The sequence below is a fragment of the Amycolatopsis sp. NPDC021455 genome, from assembly GCF_040640995.1.
GTDB lineage: Bacteria > Actinomycetota > Actinomycetes > Mycobacteriales > Pseudonocardiaceae > Amycolatopsis.
The window spans coordinates 1-17,672 of record NZ_JBFACT010000114.1 but is presented as its reverse complement, the minus strand read 5'-3'; the positions used below and the strand labels follow the sequence as shown (position 1 = coordinate 17,672).

The 17,672-nt window shown below is 72.3% G+C and carries 17 protein-coding genes; 11 read left to right on the top strand and 6 right to left on the bottom strand.

All coding sequences use genetic code 11. The features are described 5' to 3' along the window. The coding region (locus tag AB0G28_RS47465; RefSeq protein WP_361105630.1) for a cation-transporting P-type ATPase at positions 1–1,938 on the top strand (1,938 nt) is incomplete at its 5' end. Positions 1,939–1,986: 48 nt separating this feature from the next. Here the strand turns inward: AB0G28_RS47465 and AB0G28_RS47460 are convergent. The 3 genes from AB0G28_RS47460 to AB0G28_RS47450 all read right to left on the bottom strand — a co-directional run bounded on the left by AB0G28_RS47460 (position 1,987) and on the right by AB0G28_RS47450 (position 4,687). Next, the gene (locus AB0G28_RS47460) at positions 1,987–2,373 is read right to left on the bottom strand and encodes a hypothetical protein (protein WP_361105627.1); all 387 of its coding nucleotides are present in this window, start codon (positions 2,371–2,373) and stop codon (positions 1,987–1,989) included. A 39-nt stretch (positions 2,374–2,412) separates the two neighbouring features. Further along, a complete protein-coding gene (locus AB0G28_RS47455) occupies positions 2,413–2,904 on the bottom strand; it encodes a hypothetical protein (RefSeq protein WP_361105624.1) in 492 nt (163 codons plus the stop codon). Between the two features lie 166 nt (positions 2,905–3,070). Beyond that, the gene (locus AB0G28_RS47450) at positions 3,071–4,687 is read right to left on the bottom strand and encodes a helix-turn-helix transcriptional regulator (protein ID WP_361105621.1); all 1,617 of its coding nucleotides are present in this window, start codon (positions 4,685–4,687) and stop codon (positions 3,071–3,073) included. A gap of 241 nt (positions 4,688–4,928) precedes the next feature. On the opposite strand from AB0G28_RS47450, the gene AB0G28_RS47445 reads away from it, so the two are divergent. Further along, complete coding sequence (locus tag AB0G28_RS47445; RefSeq protein WP_361105618.1) at positions 4,929–5,393, top strand: hypothetical protein; 465 nt, start codon at positions 4,929–4,931, stop codon at positions 5,391–5,393. A gap of 309 nt (positions 5,394–5,702) precedes the next feature. On the opposite strand, the gene AB0G28_RS47440 is transcribed toward AB0G28_RS47445, so the two are convergent. Further along, entirely contained in the window at positions 5,703–6,152 is a 450-nt protein-coding gene (locus AB0G28_RS47440; protein ID WP_361105615.1) for a universal stress protein, read from the bottom strand. A gap of 170 nt (positions 6,153–6,322) precedes the next feature. Between AB0G28_RS47440 and AB0G28_RS47435 the strand changes: the two genes are divergently transcribed. The 5 genes from AB0G28_RS47435 to AB0G28_RS47415 are packed head-to-tail and all read left to right on the top strand — an operon-like array spanning position 6,323 to position 13,426. Then, positions 6,323–7,291, top strand: coding sequence for a nitroreductase (locus AB0G28_RS47435; RefSeq protein WP_361105612.1), 969 nt, complete (start codon positions 6,323–6,325; stop codon positions 7,289–7,291). Next, a complete protein-coding gene (gene ppsA, locus AB0G28_RS47430; RefSeq protein WP_361105609.1) occupies positions 7,288–9,531 on the top strand; it encodes a phosphoenolpyruvate synthase in 2,244 nt (747 codons plus the stop codon). The genes AB0G28_RS47435 and ppsA overlap by 4 nt, the downstream gene beginning before the upstream one ends. Further along, positions 9,528–10,430 carry an ABC transporter ATP-binding protein gene (locus tag AB0G28_RS47425; RefSeq protein WP_361105606.1) on the top strand — a complete coding sequence of 301 codons (903 nt, stop codon included), beginning with the start codon at positions 9,528–9,530 and terminating at the stop codon, positions 10,428–10,430. The genes ppsA and AB0G28_RS47425 overlap by 4 nt, the downstream gene beginning before the upstream one ends. Beyond that, on the top strand, positions 10,427–12,016 hold the full coding sequence (locus AB0G28_RS47420) for an ABC transporter permease (protein WP_361105603.1): 1,590 nt from the start codon (positions 10,427–10,429) through the stop codon (positions 12,014–12,016). The genes AB0G28_RS47425 and AB0G28_RS47420 overlap by 4 nt, the downstream gene beginning before the upstream one ends. 21 nt (positions 12,017–12,037) lie before the next feature. After that, a complete protein-coding gene (locus AB0G28_RS47415) occupies positions 12,038–13,426 on the top strand; it encodes an MBL fold metallo-hydrolase (RefSeq protein WP_361105601.1) in 1,389 nt (462 codons plus the stop codon). On the opposite strand, the gene AB0G28_RS47410 is transcribed toward AB0G28_RS47415, so the two are convergent. Next, positions 13,427–13,939, bottom strand: a complete 513-nt coding sequence (locus AB0G28_RS47410; RefSeq protein WP_361105598.1) for a DinB family protein — start codon at positions 13,937–13,939, stop codon at positions 13,427–13,429. A gap of 162 nt (positions 13,940–14,101) precedes the next feature. Here AB0G28_RS47410 and AB0G28_RS47405 point away from each other — a divergent pair, with 162 nt between their 5' ends. Further along, positions 14,102–15,076, top strand: coding sequence for a hypothetical protein (locus AB0G28_RS47405; RefSeq protein ID WP_361105595.1), 975 nt, complete (start codon positions 14,102–14,104; stop codon positions 15,074–15,076). Between the two features lie 3 nt (positions 15,077–15,079). Here the strand turns inward: AB0G28_RS47405 and AB0G28_RS47400 are convergent, their stop codons facing one another. Further along, positions 15,080–15,478: a CBS domain-containing protein gene (locus AB0G28_RS47400; RefSeq protein ID WP_361105592.1), complete on the bottom strand. Its 399-nt coding sequence runs from the start codon at positions 15,476–15,478 to the stop codon at positions 15,080–15,082. A 180-nt stretch (positions 15,479–15,658) separates the two neighbouring features. Here AB0G28_RS47400 and AB0G28_RS47395 point away from each other — a divergent pair, with 180 nt between their 5' ends. From AB0G28_RS47395 to AB0G28_RS47385, 3 genes are read left to right on the top strand one after another with little or no spacing between them, the layout of a single operon-like run. Further along, positions 15,659–16,246, top strand: a complete 588-nt coding sequence (locus tag AB0G28_RS47395; RefSeq protein ID WP_361105589.1) for a hypothetical protein — start codon at positions 15,659–15,661, stop codon at positions 16,244–16,246. Positions 16,247–16,270: 24 nt separating this feature from the next. Further along, a complete protein-coding gene (locus AB0G28_RS47390; RefSeq protein WP_361105586.1) occupies positions 16,271–16,783 on the top strand; it encodes a universal stress protein in 513 nt (170 codons plus the stop codon). An 11-nt stretch (positions 16,784–16,794) separates the two neighbouring features. Beyond that, the gene (locus tag AB0G28_RS47385; protein WP_361105583.1) at positions 16,795–17,493 is read left to right on the top strand and encodes a CBS domain-containing protein; all 699 of its coding nucleotides are present in this window, start codon (positions 16,795–16,797) and stop codon (positions 17,491–17,493) included. Positions 17,494–17,672 lie beyond the last annotated feature (179 nt).

Genomic DNA, 17,672 nt, shown 5'->3' with positions numbered 1-17,672 from the left:
ACCGAGATCGGCCGGATCGCGTCGCTCTCCTCGCGCGTCGGGCGCGAGGAGAGCCCGCTCGAACGCCAGGTCCGGCGGGTCGCGTGGCTGATCGCGCTGGTCGCCGTCGTCGTGGGGATCGGCTTCCTGCCGCTGGGCTGGCTCGCCGGGCTGTCGTGGTCGGCCGCCTTCGTCTTCGCGATCGGGCTGCTGGTGGCCAACGTCCCCGAGGGCCTGCTGCCGACGATCACCCTGGCCCTGGCGGCGGGGGTCCGGTCGATGGCCAAGGCCGGTGCGCTGGTGAAGCGTCTTTCCGCGGTGGAGACGCTGGGGTCGACGACGGTGATCTGTACCGACAAGACCGGGACTCTGACGCGGAACGAGATGAGCGTCGAGGAGGTGCACCCGTTCGGAGAGTCGTTCGTCGAGGCGTTGGCCCGGTGCAGCACCGCTGACGTCACCGCGTCGAGCGGTGATCCCACCGAGCTGGCGTTGTTGCGGTACGCGAGTGCGAACGGTGCCGACCTGTCCACCCGGGACGCCGCCAGGAAGGCGCTGTACCCGTTCGATCCGCGCCTGAAGCGCATGTCCACTGTGGACATCGTCGGGGATTCCCTGTGGGTGTCGACCAAGGGAGCGCCGGAGCAGGTCGTGCCCCGCTGCGCGATGCCGGCCGGAGAACGGGATCGCCTCCTGGCGCTCGTCGACGAGATGGCGGGCCGGGCCCTGCGGGTGCTGGCGGTCGCCGGCCGCCGGGTACCCGCGCCGCCGGGAAGCCGCGAGGAGGCCGAGACGGACCTGACCCTGCTCGGCTTGGTCGGCTTGGTGGACCCACCCCGGCCCGAGGTGGCCGCGGCGGTCGCGGACTGCCATTCGGCGGGCATCCGGGTGCACGTGGTGACCGGCGACAACGGACGTACGGCGGCGGAGATCGCCCGGCGCGTCGGGATCGGCGCGGACCGGGTGATCGGCGGCGAGGAGCTGGCCGGCCTGCCGGAACCGGCCCTCGACGACGCACTGACCGCGAACGGCGAGATCGTGTTCTCCCGCGCGGCGCCCGAGGACAAGCTGCGCATTGCCGACGCGTTGCGCGACTGCGGCGAAGTGGTGGCGATGACCGGCGACGGCGTCAACGACGCGCCGGCGTTGCGCCGCGCGGACATCGGCGTGGCGATGGGCATCGGCGGCACGGACGTCGCCAAGGAAGCGGCGACGGTGGTGCTGACCGACGACAACTTCGCCACGATCGTCGCCGGCGTGCGCGAGGGACGCCGGGTCTTCGACAACGTCCGGAAGTTCGTGCTCTACATCTTCGCGCACGCGGTCCCGGAGGTGCTGCCGTTCCTGCTGTTCGCGGTCTCGGGCGGGATGATCCCGCTGCCGCTGACGGTGCTGCAGATCCTTGCGATCGACCTGGGCACGGAGACGTTGCCCGCACTCGCCTTGGGCCGCGAACCCGCCGAGCCGGGCTTGATGTCCCGCCGTCCACGGCGGCGTTCCGAAGGCGTGGTCACGGGCCGGATGTTGCTGCGGGCGTGGGGGATCATGGGCTTGGTGTCGGGGGCGTTGGTGCTGGGCGCGTTCTTCGCGGTGCTGTACGCGGCGGGCTGGCACCCAGGCGCGGACGTCTCCTCGGGGACGTTGCACTCGGCATACCTGCAGGCCACGACGGCGAGCTTCGCGGCGATCGTGTTCTGCCAGGTGGGCACGGCGTTCGCGGCCCGGACCGAGCGGGTTTCGCTGCGCTCGGTGGGATTGACGACGAACCGGCTGCTGCTGGGCGGCATCGCGTTCGAGCTGGTCTTCGCGGCGGCGTTGATCTACCTGCCGCCGCTGCAGTCTCTGTTTGGAACCGCGGCGCTGCCCGCGTGGGTGATCGCGATGCTGCTCCCGATGCCGGTTCTCGTCTGGGGCGCGGACGAGCTGTTCCGCTGGGCCACCCGCCGCGCTTCCGCCTGAAGATGGCGGGGTGGACGGCCGAACCGGGCCGGCCGTCCACCCCGCGAACTACCAGCTCTTGTTCCAGACGATGTCGGTGCGGTAGAGGTACCCGCACAGACCGCCGGCTTTCATCGCCCACATGGTCTTGTTGTTCTCGTCGTGGGTCTCGTAGTAGAGGTGGATCTTCGAGTTTGCCCTGACCACTCCGGTTTGCCTGCTGCCGGACGTGTTGTACTCGCGCGCGGGCACGTTGTGGTTCACGGAGTAGCGGTGGGCGTTGACGTCGCCGTGGCCGCCGGTGCAGTCCGCGCGGTAGCCGGGGGCCGGCGTGGCCGGAGCCGCGGCGGGGCTGGCCGGAGTGGTGGCCGAGGCCCCGGGTGAAGCCGTGATCAGCACCCCGGCCAGTGCGGCGGCTGCCGTCAGGCCGGAGGCGATCGCGATGGTGCGCAGCATGGGTTTCCCCTTTCCCGTGGAGTCGATCTCGTCCGGCGCTCAGGAAGCGTCGGTGTACCAGGCGCCGCAGTGGTACGGCGTGGAGCCGGCCGGATCGATGCAGACGCGTGCGGCGTAGTGGCTCACCGTGGACGTGTTCCAGTTGATCACCGCGTTCGAGCTCGGCCCGCTGAACGGACCGCACTGCTTCCAGCCGCCGGCCGAGATCACTTGCTGGGTGGTCGGGTGCATCGGCGTCTTGGGCATCTTGTTCTTGCTGCGATCGACCCAGATCCGGTCACCCTGGTGGTAGCCCCGGCTGATCTCGCCGTAGGTGTAGTTGCGGGCCCGGCCGTTGAGCAGGTGCACCGTGCGGCCCGCGTAGGTGAAGCTCGAACCGCCGCCGACGACGCCGTAGACATCGAGCGGTTTTCCGGCGTCGCACTGGGCCGGCGTGGCGGCGGCGGGTGTCGAGGAGCCGGTGGCCAGCAAGCCTCCGGTCACGATCGACGCGATCGTGAAGCCCAGCACGGTCTTTCCGAAACGAGCCATTGCCTTGTCCTTCTCTGTCGGATGACGGGAAGCGACCGTGGTCGCTCGACGCCAGCGTGTTCGCGCTCGGAGCCGGTGGGCAAGCGAGCGGGACAGGGATGGGACGGTGGGACGCGAAACCCCTGCCGAGCTGCGCTTCCAGGGTTCGCTGGGACGCGGTGGTGGATCACCCGCGCAGGTCGATCCGCACCGGCATGCCGGAAATGTCCAGGGGATCGCCCGCGCTGAGGTCGGTCCGCGTCCCGTCGAGGCGGTCTTCGGCGTAGCTTCCGGGGTCGGCGCTCATCGACGTGTACCCGGTGGCGGTCCAGCGGATCACGAAGCGCCCACGGGCATCGTCGAAACGGCATTCCCACACCGGTGGCGGCAAGCGGGCCATGGTTCCCTCACCGCACGAGTGGATTCGCGCGCCGTGCAGCCAGCGCCGCAGCTGTTCGACGGCCCGCGCGGCCTGGGTGGGTTCACCGCCGTCCGGTTGCAGGATGATCGGGATCTTGGTGCCGCCCCAGTTGTAGAAGTAGGCCCGGCGGTAGTGGGCGAACAGGGCGACCAGGTAGAACCGTGCTGCGTGCTCGGCGGCGGCTTCCGGGTCGAGCGGCCGTTGCAAGCTGATGTCGTAGCTGGTGCCGGTGTCCCAGATCGGCGGGTGGATGCCGGCGCGCTGGAAGGTGCCGTCGATGTCGGCGACGAGCGGCAGCATCGTTTCCGGTGGTGCGGCCGCGTTCGACTGGGTCAGCTTGACGCCGGCGACGTCGCAGTAGCCGTAGCCGCCGAGGGCGGCGAAGCGGCCGAGGAACTGCCGGGAGCCGGGCCGGTCGAGCCCGCTCATCGACGGGCACACGAGAGTGGCGTCCGGGTCGGCGGTCCGGATGATGTCATGCGCGCGGTGGGTCATCTCGACGAGTGTTTCGACGCTGCCCGCGTAGAAGTGGGTGTCGCCGACCACGGCCCACAGCTCGTAGGCGCCGATCTGACCATGGTAGCGCTGGGCGACTTGACCGACGAAGTCGTCCCAGTCGTGGAGATCAGCCGGCGGTGATGCCTTCGAGCCGTCGTCGTAGAGGGACGGCACGCCGCCCGGGGCGGCCCACTCGGGGGTGCCACCGAAGGTGAAGACCGTGCGCAGTCCCGCGGCGCGGGCACCGACGACAAGTCGGTCGAGGACCGACCAGTCGTAGGCGTGCCGGCGGGGTTCGACGTCGGCCCAGCGGGTGTGCCCGTCCCAGAACCGGGCCGAGTCCAGCCCGAACGTCGGCATGGCTCCGGTCGACGAGTTGATCGTGGCGCCGAACAGGCCGGGGTCCAGGTCCGTGGCGGTCTGTGCCCACATCGGAGCCGCGAGCAGCGGAAGTGTGCCGGCTTCCTGGGGCGTGGCCGTGCTCGCCGCCGAGGTCAGCAGCATCACGACGAGCACCAGCGTCAACGCGGGGATGCTCAGCCGCCGCTTCGCGGGGGTGCGCACCGAGGCCTGTGCGGTCCCGCGCTCTTCCGGGCGCGCCGGTGGCGGGGGAGCGGCGGTGGGTGGCGGGCCGGGGCGTTCGTCCACCGCACGTGCCCAGCACCGGAACAGCCGCACCAGCTCGGGCCGGGTGGCGCCGCAGGCCTTCGCGATGGACTCGAGAACGCTGAACTCGGGTGGCACCAGCGCCGCCGTGCAGTAGCGGTGGACCGAGGAGCGGCTGAGGTGGCACCGCCGGCTGAGCGCCTCGTAACTGAGCTTGCTGCGCACCTTCAGTTCACCCAGCAGACGGGCGAGCTCCGCCCGCTCCTCCGACGGCGACATGGATCTCCCCCGATCGTCAGATCGCGTCCCTCTCAGCCTCCCACACCAGCGAGCCCGAGGGCGCCGGCTCCCGCGAATCACCCGATCGCCTGATCCCATGTCCCAGGCCTTTCGGTGTCTTCGCTGCTCAGCGCACGTTTCCATCCCATGTCGGCCCCGACGGCCACACGAACGGGAAGGCAGCCGCTACGACTGGATGCGTGCCGAACGGCACCCACGAGGAACCGAGGGAGGATCTTTCGTGAAGCGAATTTCGCGAAGCGCCGGGGCGAGGGTGTACGGCTGGTTCGGGCTCCGCGCGATGGCGGGGGCACTGGCTTTGGTCGCGGCCGGGACGACCACCGCCGAGGCGGCACCGGTGGACCCCGGCCAGGTCATCCAGCCGATGGGTGGCTGTCGGGCCGGAATCGTCTGCGGCACCATCTTCAACAACACGTCGCACGCTGTGAAGGTCTGCCTGGCCTGGCACGGCACCGGGACCGACCAGGAATACCAGGGCTCCGGGTCCTGCGGCCAGGTCGCCTACGCGGCACCGCACAGCGTGTACGGCACGCCTCAGCTCAAGGACGTCGACGCGTTCTACATCCCGGCGGGGACTTCGTACTACGGGGTCTATTCGGGCATCCCGAAGAAGTGGACGCACACGAAGAGCGGCTGGTGGAAGTTCGGCAACACCACCGACGTGCACATCGACTGGACCAGCTGAGTCCCGGTGGGGCGGTGGCCTGGGGGCATCGCCCCACCTCCGGCACTTCGGGTACCGGCACGGTGAACACCCCGCCGAGCGCGGCGCGCACCGCGCCGGGACGCAATGGCTCGGGATGGCGGCCCGCGTCGGCCGGGTGGCACAGCAAGGTCTCGGCCGGGGCGGGTGGTCTCTGTTGCCGGTGCGGAGGAGCGGCTCCCGAGCCGGACCGGCGACCGGTGCGCGGGCCGGCCGCCACCCCAACGGCTCCCTCGGCAGCCGCACGACAGGTGTCGTCGGTGGCCTCGACTTGCGCTGATGCAGCCGGTCCTACGCCGGAGTCAGGCGGTGTGCCGCCTCCGGGGTGATGACCACGACCGGGCACCGCGAGTACCGCACGCACTCGCGCCCCACGCTGCCGAGCACGAGATCCGCCATCGCGCCGCCGCGGTGGGCGCCGAGCACCAGCAGGTCCGCGTCGGCCGACGCGGTCACCAGCTCCGTCGCCGGATCGCCGTGGACCTGACGGGTCTCCACCGCGGCCGCCGTCTCGATGCCCAGCTCGCGCACGTGCGCTTCGAGCGAGTACCCCGCCTCCGGGACCCGGCCATGCGGCTGGATGGCGAACGACGTGCCGGGCAGCAGCGTGTCCCGCGGCCGGACCAGGATCGCGCGGACCGTGTCGCCCGCGTGGGCGCCGATCTCGAGGGCCCACCGCAGTGCCGCGTCGCCGCGGGGTGAACCGTCCATGCCGACGATGATCACGCGACCAGTGCTCATGACTTCCTTCTTTCCTCAGGCGTTGCCGCGATCGTGCGTCCGGCGGGCCGCGGCCGGGTAGGGGACGAATTCCGCCGGACCGGAGGACTTTGTGCTCCGGTGCCCGCACCGCCGCCCCGGCGACGATGACTTCGGCGGAGCACCCGGCTCCGCGCTGAGGAGTGACCGCGATGGCCGTTCTGACCACGGAGCAGCTCGGTGTCCTCGCGCGTGCCGTGAGCCGGGCGCCTTCGGTGCACAACAGCCAGCCGTGGCAGCTGCTGGTTCGCGGCACCGAGGTCGACCTGATCGAACGCCGGGACGTCGCGCTGCGCCGGCATGATCCTTCCGGCCGGGACCGGCTGCTGTCCTGTGGTGCCGCGCTGACCAACCTCGAACTCGCCGTTCGCGCCCTCGGCCGCGACTGCCGCGTCGACCTGAGAGCCGACGGTGACGTCGTGGCCACGGTGACGATCGGTCGCCCTCGCGTGGCCTCCGCCCGCGCCTACACGCTGTACCAGGCCATCGGCCGCCGACGCAGCCACCGGCACCGGTTCTTTCACAACCGCGTGCCGACGGACGTGCACCGCGCGCTGGTCGCCGCCGGCGAGACGACGGGTGTGCACGTCGTCGTCCCCGGGCGGCTGGACAAGCTGGCCGAGCTCCTCGGCTTCGCCACGCGCGTCCTCCGGGACGACCGCGGCTACCAACGCGAGCTCGCGGTGTGGACCGCTCACACCCACGGCTGGGACGCGCTCGGCGACGGCGTCGCCGAGGACGCGCTCAACTCCGAAGCTCTTCCCGTGGCGGGGCTCGTCCGCACCGCCACGCCGGTCCCGGACGACGCCGTGCTCGCCGATCGGCTCGCCGCGGAGAACCTGCTGATCTTCTGCACCGACGGCGACACCCGGGTCGATGACCTCGCCGCCGGTGCGGCGTTGCAGCGCGTCTGGCTCACCGCGGCGTCCAAGGCTCTGGTGGGCTCGGTCCTCACGCAGCCCCTGCACCTGACCGGTTTCCGGGCCCGGCTCGCTTCCGAGCTGGCACTGCCCGGTGTCCCGCAGGCGATCTTCCGCTTCGGCTACCCGGCTGTCCCGGCGGCACCTTCCCCACGGCTCCCGCTCGGCGAGCTGTTCCCACCCCCAGGAGGAACCCGATGACGTACGTACGCGATCTGGCCGAGATCCGGCTCGCCGACGACGAGACCGTCGGAGGCAAGGGCGCCAACCTCGGCGAGCTGATCTCGGCCGGATTCCCCGTGCCGGGTGGCTTCGTCATCTCCCGCGACGGCTACTGGGCCGCGCTGGAGAAGGCCGGCGTCCGCTCCGAAGTGGCCGACCTGCACGCCAAGGCACTGGCCAATGTGGACGACGCCGAGTTCCTGGCCGAGCAGTGCGACCGCATCCGCGACCTCGTCCGCCTGGCCGGGCTCACCGGCGAGCTGCGGGAGGAGATCGCGCAGGCCTACCGCGGGCTCGGTTCCTCGACGCCGGTCGCCATCCGGTCCTCGGCCACCGGCGAGGACGGTGCCGAAGCCTCCTTCGCCGGCATGAACGCCACCTACACCAACATCTGGGGCGACCACGCGGTCGCCGAGCACGTCATCGACTGCTGGACGTCGCTGTTCAGCCCGCGCGTGGTCAGCTACCGCGCCAGCCGCGGGTTCACCGGCGAACCCGCGATCGCCGTCGTCGTGCAGCGCATGATCGCTTCGGAACGCTCCGGCGTGATCTTCACCGCCGACCCGCGCACCGGCGACCGTGAGCGGGTGGTCATCGAAGCGGTGTTCGGCCAGGGCGAAGCGATCGTCAGCGGTGCCGTCGAGCCGGACACCTACGTCGTCGGCAAGCAGGACCTGCTGATCCTGTCGGTGCGGATCGGCAAGCAGACGCACAAAATCGTCGCGAACGACGAGGGCGGCGACGTCACCATCCAGCTGCCGGAGCCCGCGGGCGGACGCCGGGTGCTGAGCGAGACCGCGGTGCTGGAGCTGGCCCGGATGGCCACCCGCGTCGAGGAGCACTACGGCGTGCCGCAGGACATCGAGTTCGCGATCGCCGATCACGAGATCTTCCTCGTGCAGTCCCGGCCGATCACCACCCTGCCGTCGGTCACCCCGGCGAGCACCGTCGCCCTGGTGACCGGGCTCGGCGCGTCGCCGGGCGAGGGCAGCGGCGCGGTGCGCGTGCTGCACGACCCGGTCGAAGCCAAGCACCTGCGGGACGGCGAGATCCTGGTCGCGCCGATGACCAACCCGGACTGGGTGCCCGCCATCCGCCGCGCCGCCGCGGTGGTCACCGACGGCGGTGGCATGACCTGCCACGCGGCCGTCGTCGCCCGCGAACTCGGCGTGCCTGCCGTGGTCGGCACCGGCGACGCCACCCGCGTCCTGGCCGATCGCAGCCTGGTCACCGTCGACGGCACCCAGGGCGAGGTCCGCCCGGGTGCGGCCAAGAAGGCACCCGCGCACACCGCGCCCGTCGCCGCCCCGGTCGCACCGGAAGCCATCGGCACCAAGCTCTACGTCAACCTCGCCATGCCCGAGCACGCCGAAGAGGTCGCCGCCCAGGCGGTCGACGGCGTCGGCCTGCTGCGCGCGGAGTTCCTCCTGACCGAGGCGCTCGGCGGACGGCACCCGCGCGACCTGCTCGCCAAGGGCGAAGAACGGTCCTTCGTGGACAAGATGGCGGAATCACTGCTGAAGATCACCAAACCGTTCGGCACCCGCCCGGTCGTCTACCGCGCGACCGACCTGCGCACCAACGAGTTCCGTGGCCTGGCCGGCGGCGAGGAGTTCGAGCCGGTCGAGAGCAACCCGATGATCGGCTACCGCGGCTGCTACCGGTACGTGCGCGAGCGCGACCTGTTCGCCCTCGAACTGGAGACCCTCGCGCGGGTGCGCGAGCAGTCGCCGAACCTGCACCTGATGATCCCGTTCGTGCGCACCAAGTGGGAGCTGGAGGAGTGCCTGGAACTGGTGGACGCGAGCCCGCTGGGCCGGCAGCGCGGACTGCACCGCTGGGTGATGGCCGAGGTGCCCTCGGTCGTGCACTGGCTGGGCGAGTACGCCGGGCTGGGCATCGACGGCGTCTCCATCGGCAGCAACGACCTCACCCAGCTGATGCTGGGCGTCGACCGCGACTCGGGCGTGTGCGCGGAGCTGTTCGACGAGGCCGACCCGGCCGTGCTCGACGCCATCGAGCGGATCATCCGCGTCGCGCGGCACCGCGGCATCACGTCGTCGCTGTGCGGGCAGGCGCCGTCGACCAAGCCCGGGTTCGCCGAGCACCTGGTGCGGTTCGGGATCACGTCGATCTCGGTCAACCCGGACGTCATCGGCAGCGCCCGCGCGACGATCGCGTCGGCTGAGCGGCGGATCCTCCTGGAGGCGACGCGATGAGCGCGGCGATCGAGATCCGTGGGCTGCGGAAGTCGTTCGGGCACACCCGCGCGCTCGACGGGCTCGATCTCACCGTCGAAACCGGTGAGGTGCACGGTTTCCTGGGACCGAACGGTGCCGGGAAGACGACCACGCTCCGGCTGCTGCTGGGTCTTTTGCGCGCCGACGGCGGAGACATGCGGCTGCTCGGTGGCGACCCCTGGCACGACGCCGTGGCGCTGCACCGGCGCCTGGCGTACGTGCCGGGGGAGGTGTCGCTGTGGCCGAATCTCACCGGCGGCGAGGTCATCGACCTGCTCGGCCGGCTGCGCGGCGGCCTCGACCCGGTGCGCCGCGCGCGGTACCTGGACCGGTTCGAGCTGGACCCGCGGGTCAAGGGGCGTGCCTACTCGAAGGGCAACCGGCAGAAGGTCGCCGTGGTCGCCGCGCTCGCTTCGGACGTCGAACTGCTGTTGCTCGATGAACCGACCGCGGGGCTGGATCCGCTGATGGAGGAGACCTTCCGCGAGTGCGTCCGCGAAGAACGCGACCGGGGCCGCACGATCCTGTTGTCCAGCCACATCCTGTCCGAGGCCGAGGCGCTGTGTGACCGCGTCAGCATCATCCGCGCCGGCAAGCTGGTGGACTCGGGCAGCCTCGACGACCTGCGCCACCTCACCCGCACCACCATCACCGCCCGGCTCGCCGGTGCTCCGGACGGCCTCGCGAGGCTGCCCGGGGTGCACGACTTCGCCGTGGACGGTTCCGACGTCCGGCTGACCGTGGACACCGCCGCGCTGTCGCCGGTGCTGGCCGCCCTCGGCCAGTGCGGGGTGCGCAGCCTGGTCAGCCGTCCGCCGACACTCGAAGAGCTGTTCCTGCGCCACTACCGCAGCGAGCCGGAGGCGGTGCCGGTATGAACGCGTTCACCGGCACGGGCGCCCTGATCCGGCTCGCGCTCCGGCGCGACCGGATCCGGCTGCCGGTGTGGATCGTCGTCTTCGCGGCGACAGCGGCCTCCGCTGCCGCCGCGACGATGGCGGTCTATCCGACGGCAGCCGATTTGCGGGCGGCAGCGGACAGCATCAACGGCGTTCCGGCGCTTCTCGCCCTGTACGGGCCCGTGCACGAGCCGACCCTCGGCGCGACGTCGGTGTTCAAGCTGACCGCGTTCGGGGCCGCGCTGGTCGGGCTGGTGATGATCTTCACCGCCGTCCGGCACACCCGGGCCGAGGAGGAAGCCGGACGCCGGGAACTGCTCGGCGCGACCGTGGTGGGCCGGTACGCGGGCCTCGGCGCCGGGCTGGCCGTGACGGCGGGCGCGAGCATCGTGCTCGGCGTGGCCACCGGGGCGGCCCTCGCCGCGACCGGGCTGCCGGTCACCGGCTCGCTGGCGTTCGGCCTGTGCTGGACGGCGTCCGGGCTGGTGTTCGGCGGCGTGGCCGCGGTGACGGCCCAGCTGACCCAGAGCGCCCGGACCGCGTCGGGGCTGGCCGTGCTCGCCCTGGTCGCCGCGTACTTCCTGCGCGCGGTCGGCGATTCGGCCGGGCCCGGGTGGCTCTCGTGGGCGTCGCCGATCGGGTGGAGCGAAGAGGTCCGCCCGTATGCGGGCGACGTCTGGTGGGTGCTCGCGCTCCCGATCGTCATGGCCGTGGTGCTCGGCGGGGTCGCGATCGCGCTGGGCCGCGTCCGCGATCTCGACGCGGGCCTCCTGCCCGACCGCCCGGGACCCGCCGAGGCAGGGCGGTCTCTGCGGAGCACCTGGGGCCTGGCCTGGCGGCTCAACCGCGGCACGCTCGCCGTGTGGACGAGCGCGTACGTGCTGCTCGGGCTCGTGTGCGGCAGCCTCGCCGGCAACGTCGGCTCGATGCTGACGAACGCCCAGGCCCAGGCCATGATCACCGCGCTCGGCGGCGAGAAGGGGATCTCCGACGCGTTCCTCGCGGCGGAGCTGGCGGCGGCCGGCGTGATCACGTCGGCCTACGTGATCGCCGTGCCGGCCCGGCTCCGGGCCGAGGAGCGGGCCCTGCGCGTCGAACCGCTCCTGGCCACCGCGGTGGACCGGCGCCGCCTCCTGGGCGGCTACCTCGTCTTCGCCGCCGGGGCGCCGGCGGTCCTGCTGGCCGCGCTCGGGCTGGCGGCCGGGCTGACGAACGGCGCGCACCTCGGCCGGATCGGGCCCGAGGTGGCCCGGCTCGTCGGCGCGGCGCTCGCGCAACTGCCCGCGGTCTGGGTGCTGACCGGGATCGCGGCCGTCGTGTTCGGCCTGTTCGGCCGCGCGTTGACCGTGGCGTGGGCCGCGCTGGTGGCCTTCCTCCTGCTCGGCGAGTTCGGCGCGCTGCTGAAGCTCGACCAGTGGGTGCTCGACCTGTCGCCCTTCACGCACTCGCCGAAACTGCCGGGCGCGGCGGTCCAGGCCACGCCGTTGCTCTGGCTCACCGCGCTCGGTGCCGTGCTGGTCACGGCGGGCGTGGCCGGATTCCGCCGGCGTGACATCGCCGGCTAGCACCGCGAACGGAGGAACCCGATGTCCGAGGGATCCCGCGCCGCCGCGCTCAGCGCCGCCCGCCGGGCGTCCGCGCCCTACCGCACCAGCCCGTGGCCGGGACGGCTGCACGTCACCGCGCACCGGACGCCCCACGCCGAGCCGGTGCTGACCTTCCTGGGCGGGGCCCGGTACGTGCTGGCGACGGCGGGCACCAAGCTGCTGGTCGGCTGTGGACTGTTCGCGGGGCCGGACACGGTGTGGCGCCGCAACTTCTCGCCGTGCCCGGACGAAGTGCGGAACGCCGACGCGGTGGTGCTGCCGAGCGCCGACCTCGGGCACGCCGGATTCCTGCCGCAGCTGGCCGCCGAAGGCTGGCACGGGCCGGTGTTCGCCACGCCCGGCACCGCCGCGCTGCTCCCGGTGGTGCTGTCCGATGCCGCGAAGCAGTTCGCCGAAGACGCCGGACAGGTGTGCCCGCCGGAACCGGGGGTCCCGCCGTTCCGCGCGGAGGACGTCACCCGGGCGCTCGCCCTGGTCCGGCCGGTCGAGTTCGGCTCGCTGCACCGGTTCGAGGACACGGAGTTCGAGTTCGGCCGGGCCGGCGGCCGGCTGGGCGCGGCGTGGGCGCGGGTGCGTTCCGGTGGCCGTTCGGTGGTGTTCGCGGGGCCGCTGGGTGCGGCGGACCACCCGCTGCTGCACGCGCCGGACCCCCGCCCGCGCTCCGACGTGCTGGTCCTCGCGGCGCCGCAGCCGCCTGCTGACGGCCACCTGGCCGGCCGGTTCGCCGCGGCGGTGCACCGCGCGGTCCGGCGGGGTGGCAGCGTGGTCGTCCCGGTGTCGGTGGACGGTGGCACCGAGCTGCTGACGATGCTGCGGGATCTCCGGGAAGCCGGGGAGATCCCGCGCCTGCCCGTGACCCTGGACGGCGAAACCGGCCTCGAGGTCCATCAGCGCGCGGTCGCCGAACGGTGGCACGAGCTGCGCCGCGACGCCCGCGTGTCCGAGCTTGACCTCTCGACCGGGCCACCGGACCGGCCCTCGATCATCCTCGCCGGGCTCGCGACGGCGGACTCCGGGCGGGTGCTCCGGCACCTCGCCGCATTGCTGCCGGACCGGCGCAACGGGGTCGTGCTGCTGGGCCACCCGGCGCCCGATACCCGTGCGGCACAGCTCGCGGACGGCGCCCGTCACCTGAAGATCCACGGGCGGTACGTGCCGGTCCGGGCGGAGGTGACGCCGCTCGGCGGCACCGGCGCGTTCGCGGGCCCGGCGGAGGTGCTGGCCTGGGCGACCGCGACACCGGCCCCGGAAACGGCGTTCGTGGTCGAAGGCGAACCGGAACCCGCGCACGCGCTGGCGAAGGCGTTGCACGCGGAGGCGGACTGGTGCGCGGTGGTCCCGGAGGACGGCGAGCGGGTGCTCTGCTGACTACCGGTCGATGGTGAGCTGCCGGACGTGGAAGGCGAAATGCCGGGCCGGGTAGCGGTAGACGTCGGCCAGCGTCATGGACGGCCGGAAGAACGGGTCCCACCGGGTCGGGAAGGGCATCTCGCGGACGAGTTCGGCGTCGGTGGTGCGGTCCAGGCTGCGGTGCAGCGAAGCGATGATGCGGTCGAGCCACCAGGCCGCGAACCGCGGGCCGAGCAGGCCGCCGCCGCAGGAACCGAGGTAGTTGACCGCGTGGAACGGCCGCGCGGCGGCGTCCAGCGTCGCGGCGAACCCGCGGCCCACCCGATCCGGCAGGCGGCCGAAGAGACGGACCAGGAGCAGGAGGGCCCGCGTGATCTGGTAGCCGAACACGAGGTGGAACACCAGCTGCCGGTTGGTCCACCGGGTACCGCGCGAGCGGCGGCGGAGCTCGGCGCCGCCGGCGGACGCCACGAGTTCGTGCAGGGTGGCGCGGTCGCGGTCCCACTGCTCGTGCACTGACTGGCGATCCATGGCACGGCCCTTCGCGCTGCCGTTTCGGCTCAGTGTCCCACCGGCCGAGACCGGCGGCGGAAGGTCTTTGGTCCTCGCCGGTCGTGACGCGCGGCCATCGCGGCGACGGCCCGGGGCCGGTGATGCTGAGGGCGTCCGTTCCCCAGACACCGGAGCCCGACGATGAGCCGTCCCCTGCCCAGCGTGTTCGACCAGGCCCTCGCCGCGGCCGTGCGCGCGCCTTCGCCGCACAACACCCAGCCTTGGCGGTTCGTCGTCGAGCACGAGGTGATCGAGGTGTGGCTGGACCGCGAACGCGTCCTCGCCGTCGCGGACCCGCACGGGCGGGAGGCCCGGCTCGCCTGCGGTGCGGCCGCCTTCAACCTGCAGATCTGCCTGCGGGCCAACGGCATCGCCGCGGTCGTGCGGATGCTGCCGGACCCGGCGGAGCCCGACCTGGTCGCGGTGATCCGGCTGGACGGGAACGAGAAGGCGACCGCGGCCGAGCGCCGGCTCGCCGAGGCCGTCTTCCGGCGGCACACCAACCGCCGTCCGCTGCTGGACAAGGAGGTGCCGCCCGTCGTGCGGGCGGCGCTGAAGTCGGCCGCGCTGAACGAGGGCGGCCAGATCGAGTACCTCGACGCGTCCGGCCGCTACACCCCGGTGGCGTCGCTGGTCCGGCAGGCCGAGGCGATCCAGGCGGACGACCACGCGTTCCGCGCCGAAGCCGCGTTCTGGACCCACCGCGAGCCCGACAGCCCCGACGGTGTGCCGAAGGCCGCGGCCGGGCCGCCGCCGCACGGCCCCGGAATCGTGTCGCTGCGCGCGTCGCACGAAAACCGGGACCTGCCGGCTCGCGAGTACGAACAGGAACCCCTGCTCGGTGCGGTGCTGACCCGGGACCGTGGGCCGCACGCGGAGGTGCGGGCCGGCATGGCGATGCAGCGGGTCCTGCTCACCGCGACCGCCGAGGGCCTGGCGACGTCGTTCCTGTCCCAGCCGTTCGAAACCCCGCACACGCGGGAGTCGCTCGACCGCCTCTTCGCCGGGCTCGGGCAGCCGCACACGCTGCTGCGCATCGGCTACGGCTACCCGACCCGGCTGACCGGCCGCCGCCCGGTCCACGAGGTACTGACCCACCGGACCACGGCCGGGTAGTGCTCAGCGGCGTGCTGCGGTGCGCAGCACGTCCTGGAAGGTGATCATCCCGACGACGTGCCCGTCTTCGACGACCGGCGCCGAGCGCACCCCGGCGTCGGTCATCCACCGCGCCAGCTCCCGCACGTCGGTGTCCGCCGGCACCGCCAGGCCGGTCGTACGCATGACCGAGCCGGCCGTGCGCGACCGGCCGTCGAGCATCACGCCGGTGTCCGGGTCGCCGGGCGGGGGTGGTGTCCGCAAGATGTCCTCTTCGGACAACAGGCCGAGCAGCCGGCCGTCCGCGTCGACCACCGGCATCGTCGTGAACCCGTGCGCGCTCATCATCTCCACGGCTTCTTCGAGCGTCGCGCTCGGCGCCAGGGCGAAAGTCGGCGTGGTCATGATCTCGCGTGCGCGCATGGCCGGGCTCCGTTCGTCGGGTGTCCCGACCATCCCGCCGATGTCCCAGGCGGCACAGGGTCCTAAGTCCCCGGCCGGACCGCCGACCGGCTCCCGTCCGAGGTCCAAGGCCTCTTCGGCGAACTCGGGCGTCCGGTGATCCTGAGAGCGGAAGAGAAACCGAACGGAAAGGACGCCGCCATGAACCGGATCAGGCGGATGTGGTGCATGTTGTTCCCGCCGCGCGGTTCGGTGGCGCGCCCGTCGGACCGCGTCCAAGGTGGTTTGCTGGGATTCGTGGTGCTGCTCGCGCTCATCGCGCTGCCGGCCGCCGCCAGCTTCGGCTCGGAAACCTACGCGAGCGAGCGGGAACAGTCGGCCCGGCAGCTGGACGAGCGCACGCAGGTGACCGCGACCCTGCTCGCCGACGGCCCCGAAATCAAGGTGAACTCGCGGACCGGCGTCGTCGGCAACGGGGAACCCACCGACGCGACGTGGCTGCTCCCGGACGGCACCCGCAAGGTCGGCAAGGTCGTCGCCGACGAAGGCACGCTCAAGGGGCACACGCTGGCGATCTGGGTGGATCGCGACGGAAACCCGGTCGATCCGCCGCTGAGCTCCGCCGGTGTGGTGATCGACGCCGTCGTCGTCGGACTCGGCCTGTGGCTCGGGGCGCTCGCGTCGCTGGCCGCCCTCTACGGGCTTTCGGTGTTCTCCCTGAACCGGCTCCGCTACGCCCGCTGGCAGCAGGAGTGGTTCGCCGCCCAGGACCGCAAGACCCATTCTTGAGAACGAGGAGAAGGTGAAACCGACATGACCACGGCATACCAGGGCGACATCGTCGTCGGCGTGGACCATTCCGCGGTGAGCGTGGCCGCGCTGCGCTGGGCGGTGTCCGAAGCGGCGGTGAGCGGCCGCCAGGTCGTCGCACTGCGCGCGTGGACGTTCGAACCGGTCTACGACCTCGGCGCGGCGGTCGCCGGGACACCCCAGACCGTCGCCGACCGCGAGCGGCAGCAGCTCGACGAAGTCGTCGGCGAGGTCCGGGCCGAGCACCCCGGCGTCACCATCCGCGCCGAGCTGGCCGAGCATTCGGCCACCGTGGCGCTGGAGGAGGCGTCGAAGACGGCGGCGATGCTGGTGCTCGGCAGCCACGGCCGTGGCCGGCTGCTGAAGCTGCTCGTGGGCTCGGTCGCCGAGCATTGCCTGCGCGCGGCGAGCTGCCCGGTCGTCGTCATCCCGGCGCGGACGGTTCCGGAGCCGGAGAAGGAAGCGGCGCCGGCGGAGGAGTCCCTGGCCACGTACTACCCCGGGCCGCTGCTGTGAAAGAGGTGAAGATGCCCAGTCGCCGCAAGGTGGGCTCGGTCATGACGACCGAGGTGACCACCGTCGGTCCGGACACGCCGTTCAAGGCGGTCGCACTCCTGCTGGCCTCGTGGAACATCAGCGGGGCGCCCGTGGTCGACGAGGACGGGCAGGTGCTCGGGGTCGTTTCCCAAGGAGATCTGCTCGAGCGTGAAGCGCCGCACGGGCTCCTCAAGCCCGGTTCCCGGCAGGCGAAGCGGAAGGCGGGCGCGGCGTTCGTCGCCGACCTGATGACGAGCCCGGCGGTGACCGTCCGCGCGGAGGACGCCGTCACGGTCGCCGCCAAGCTCCTGGAGGAACACCACTTCCACCGCCTGCCGGTGGTCGACGACGAGGGCAGGCTCGTCGGCGTGGTCTCCCGCTCGGACCTGCTGCGCGTGTTCCTGCGCACCGACCGGGAAATCCGGGACGAGGTCCGTGAGGAGGTGCTGCTCCGGGAGATGGCCATGGACCCGGCTTCGCTGTACGTCTCCGTGCACAACGGCATCGTCACCCTCAACGGCACCGTCGAACGGCAGAGCATGATCCCGGTGATCGTCGCGCTGATCCGCCGGGTCGACGGCGTCGTCGAGGTTCGCCAGACCCTGCAGGCCCGGTTCGACGACCGGGGCGTTTCGCCGACGCCGCCCGGGCCGACCGGGGTGCTGAGCCGGAAGCGCCCGATCTTCTGACCCGCCGAAGAAGCGGCCACCGTCCACAGCGGACGGTGGCCGCTTCCGCCGGTTCAGCTGCGGAACAACGCGACCTTCAGGGCATTGCTGTCCTGCGGGTGGGCGAAGACGTCGTAGGCCTCGTCCATCTCGTCCAGCCCGAACCGGTGGGTGACGAACCGGCTGGTGTCCAGGCGGCC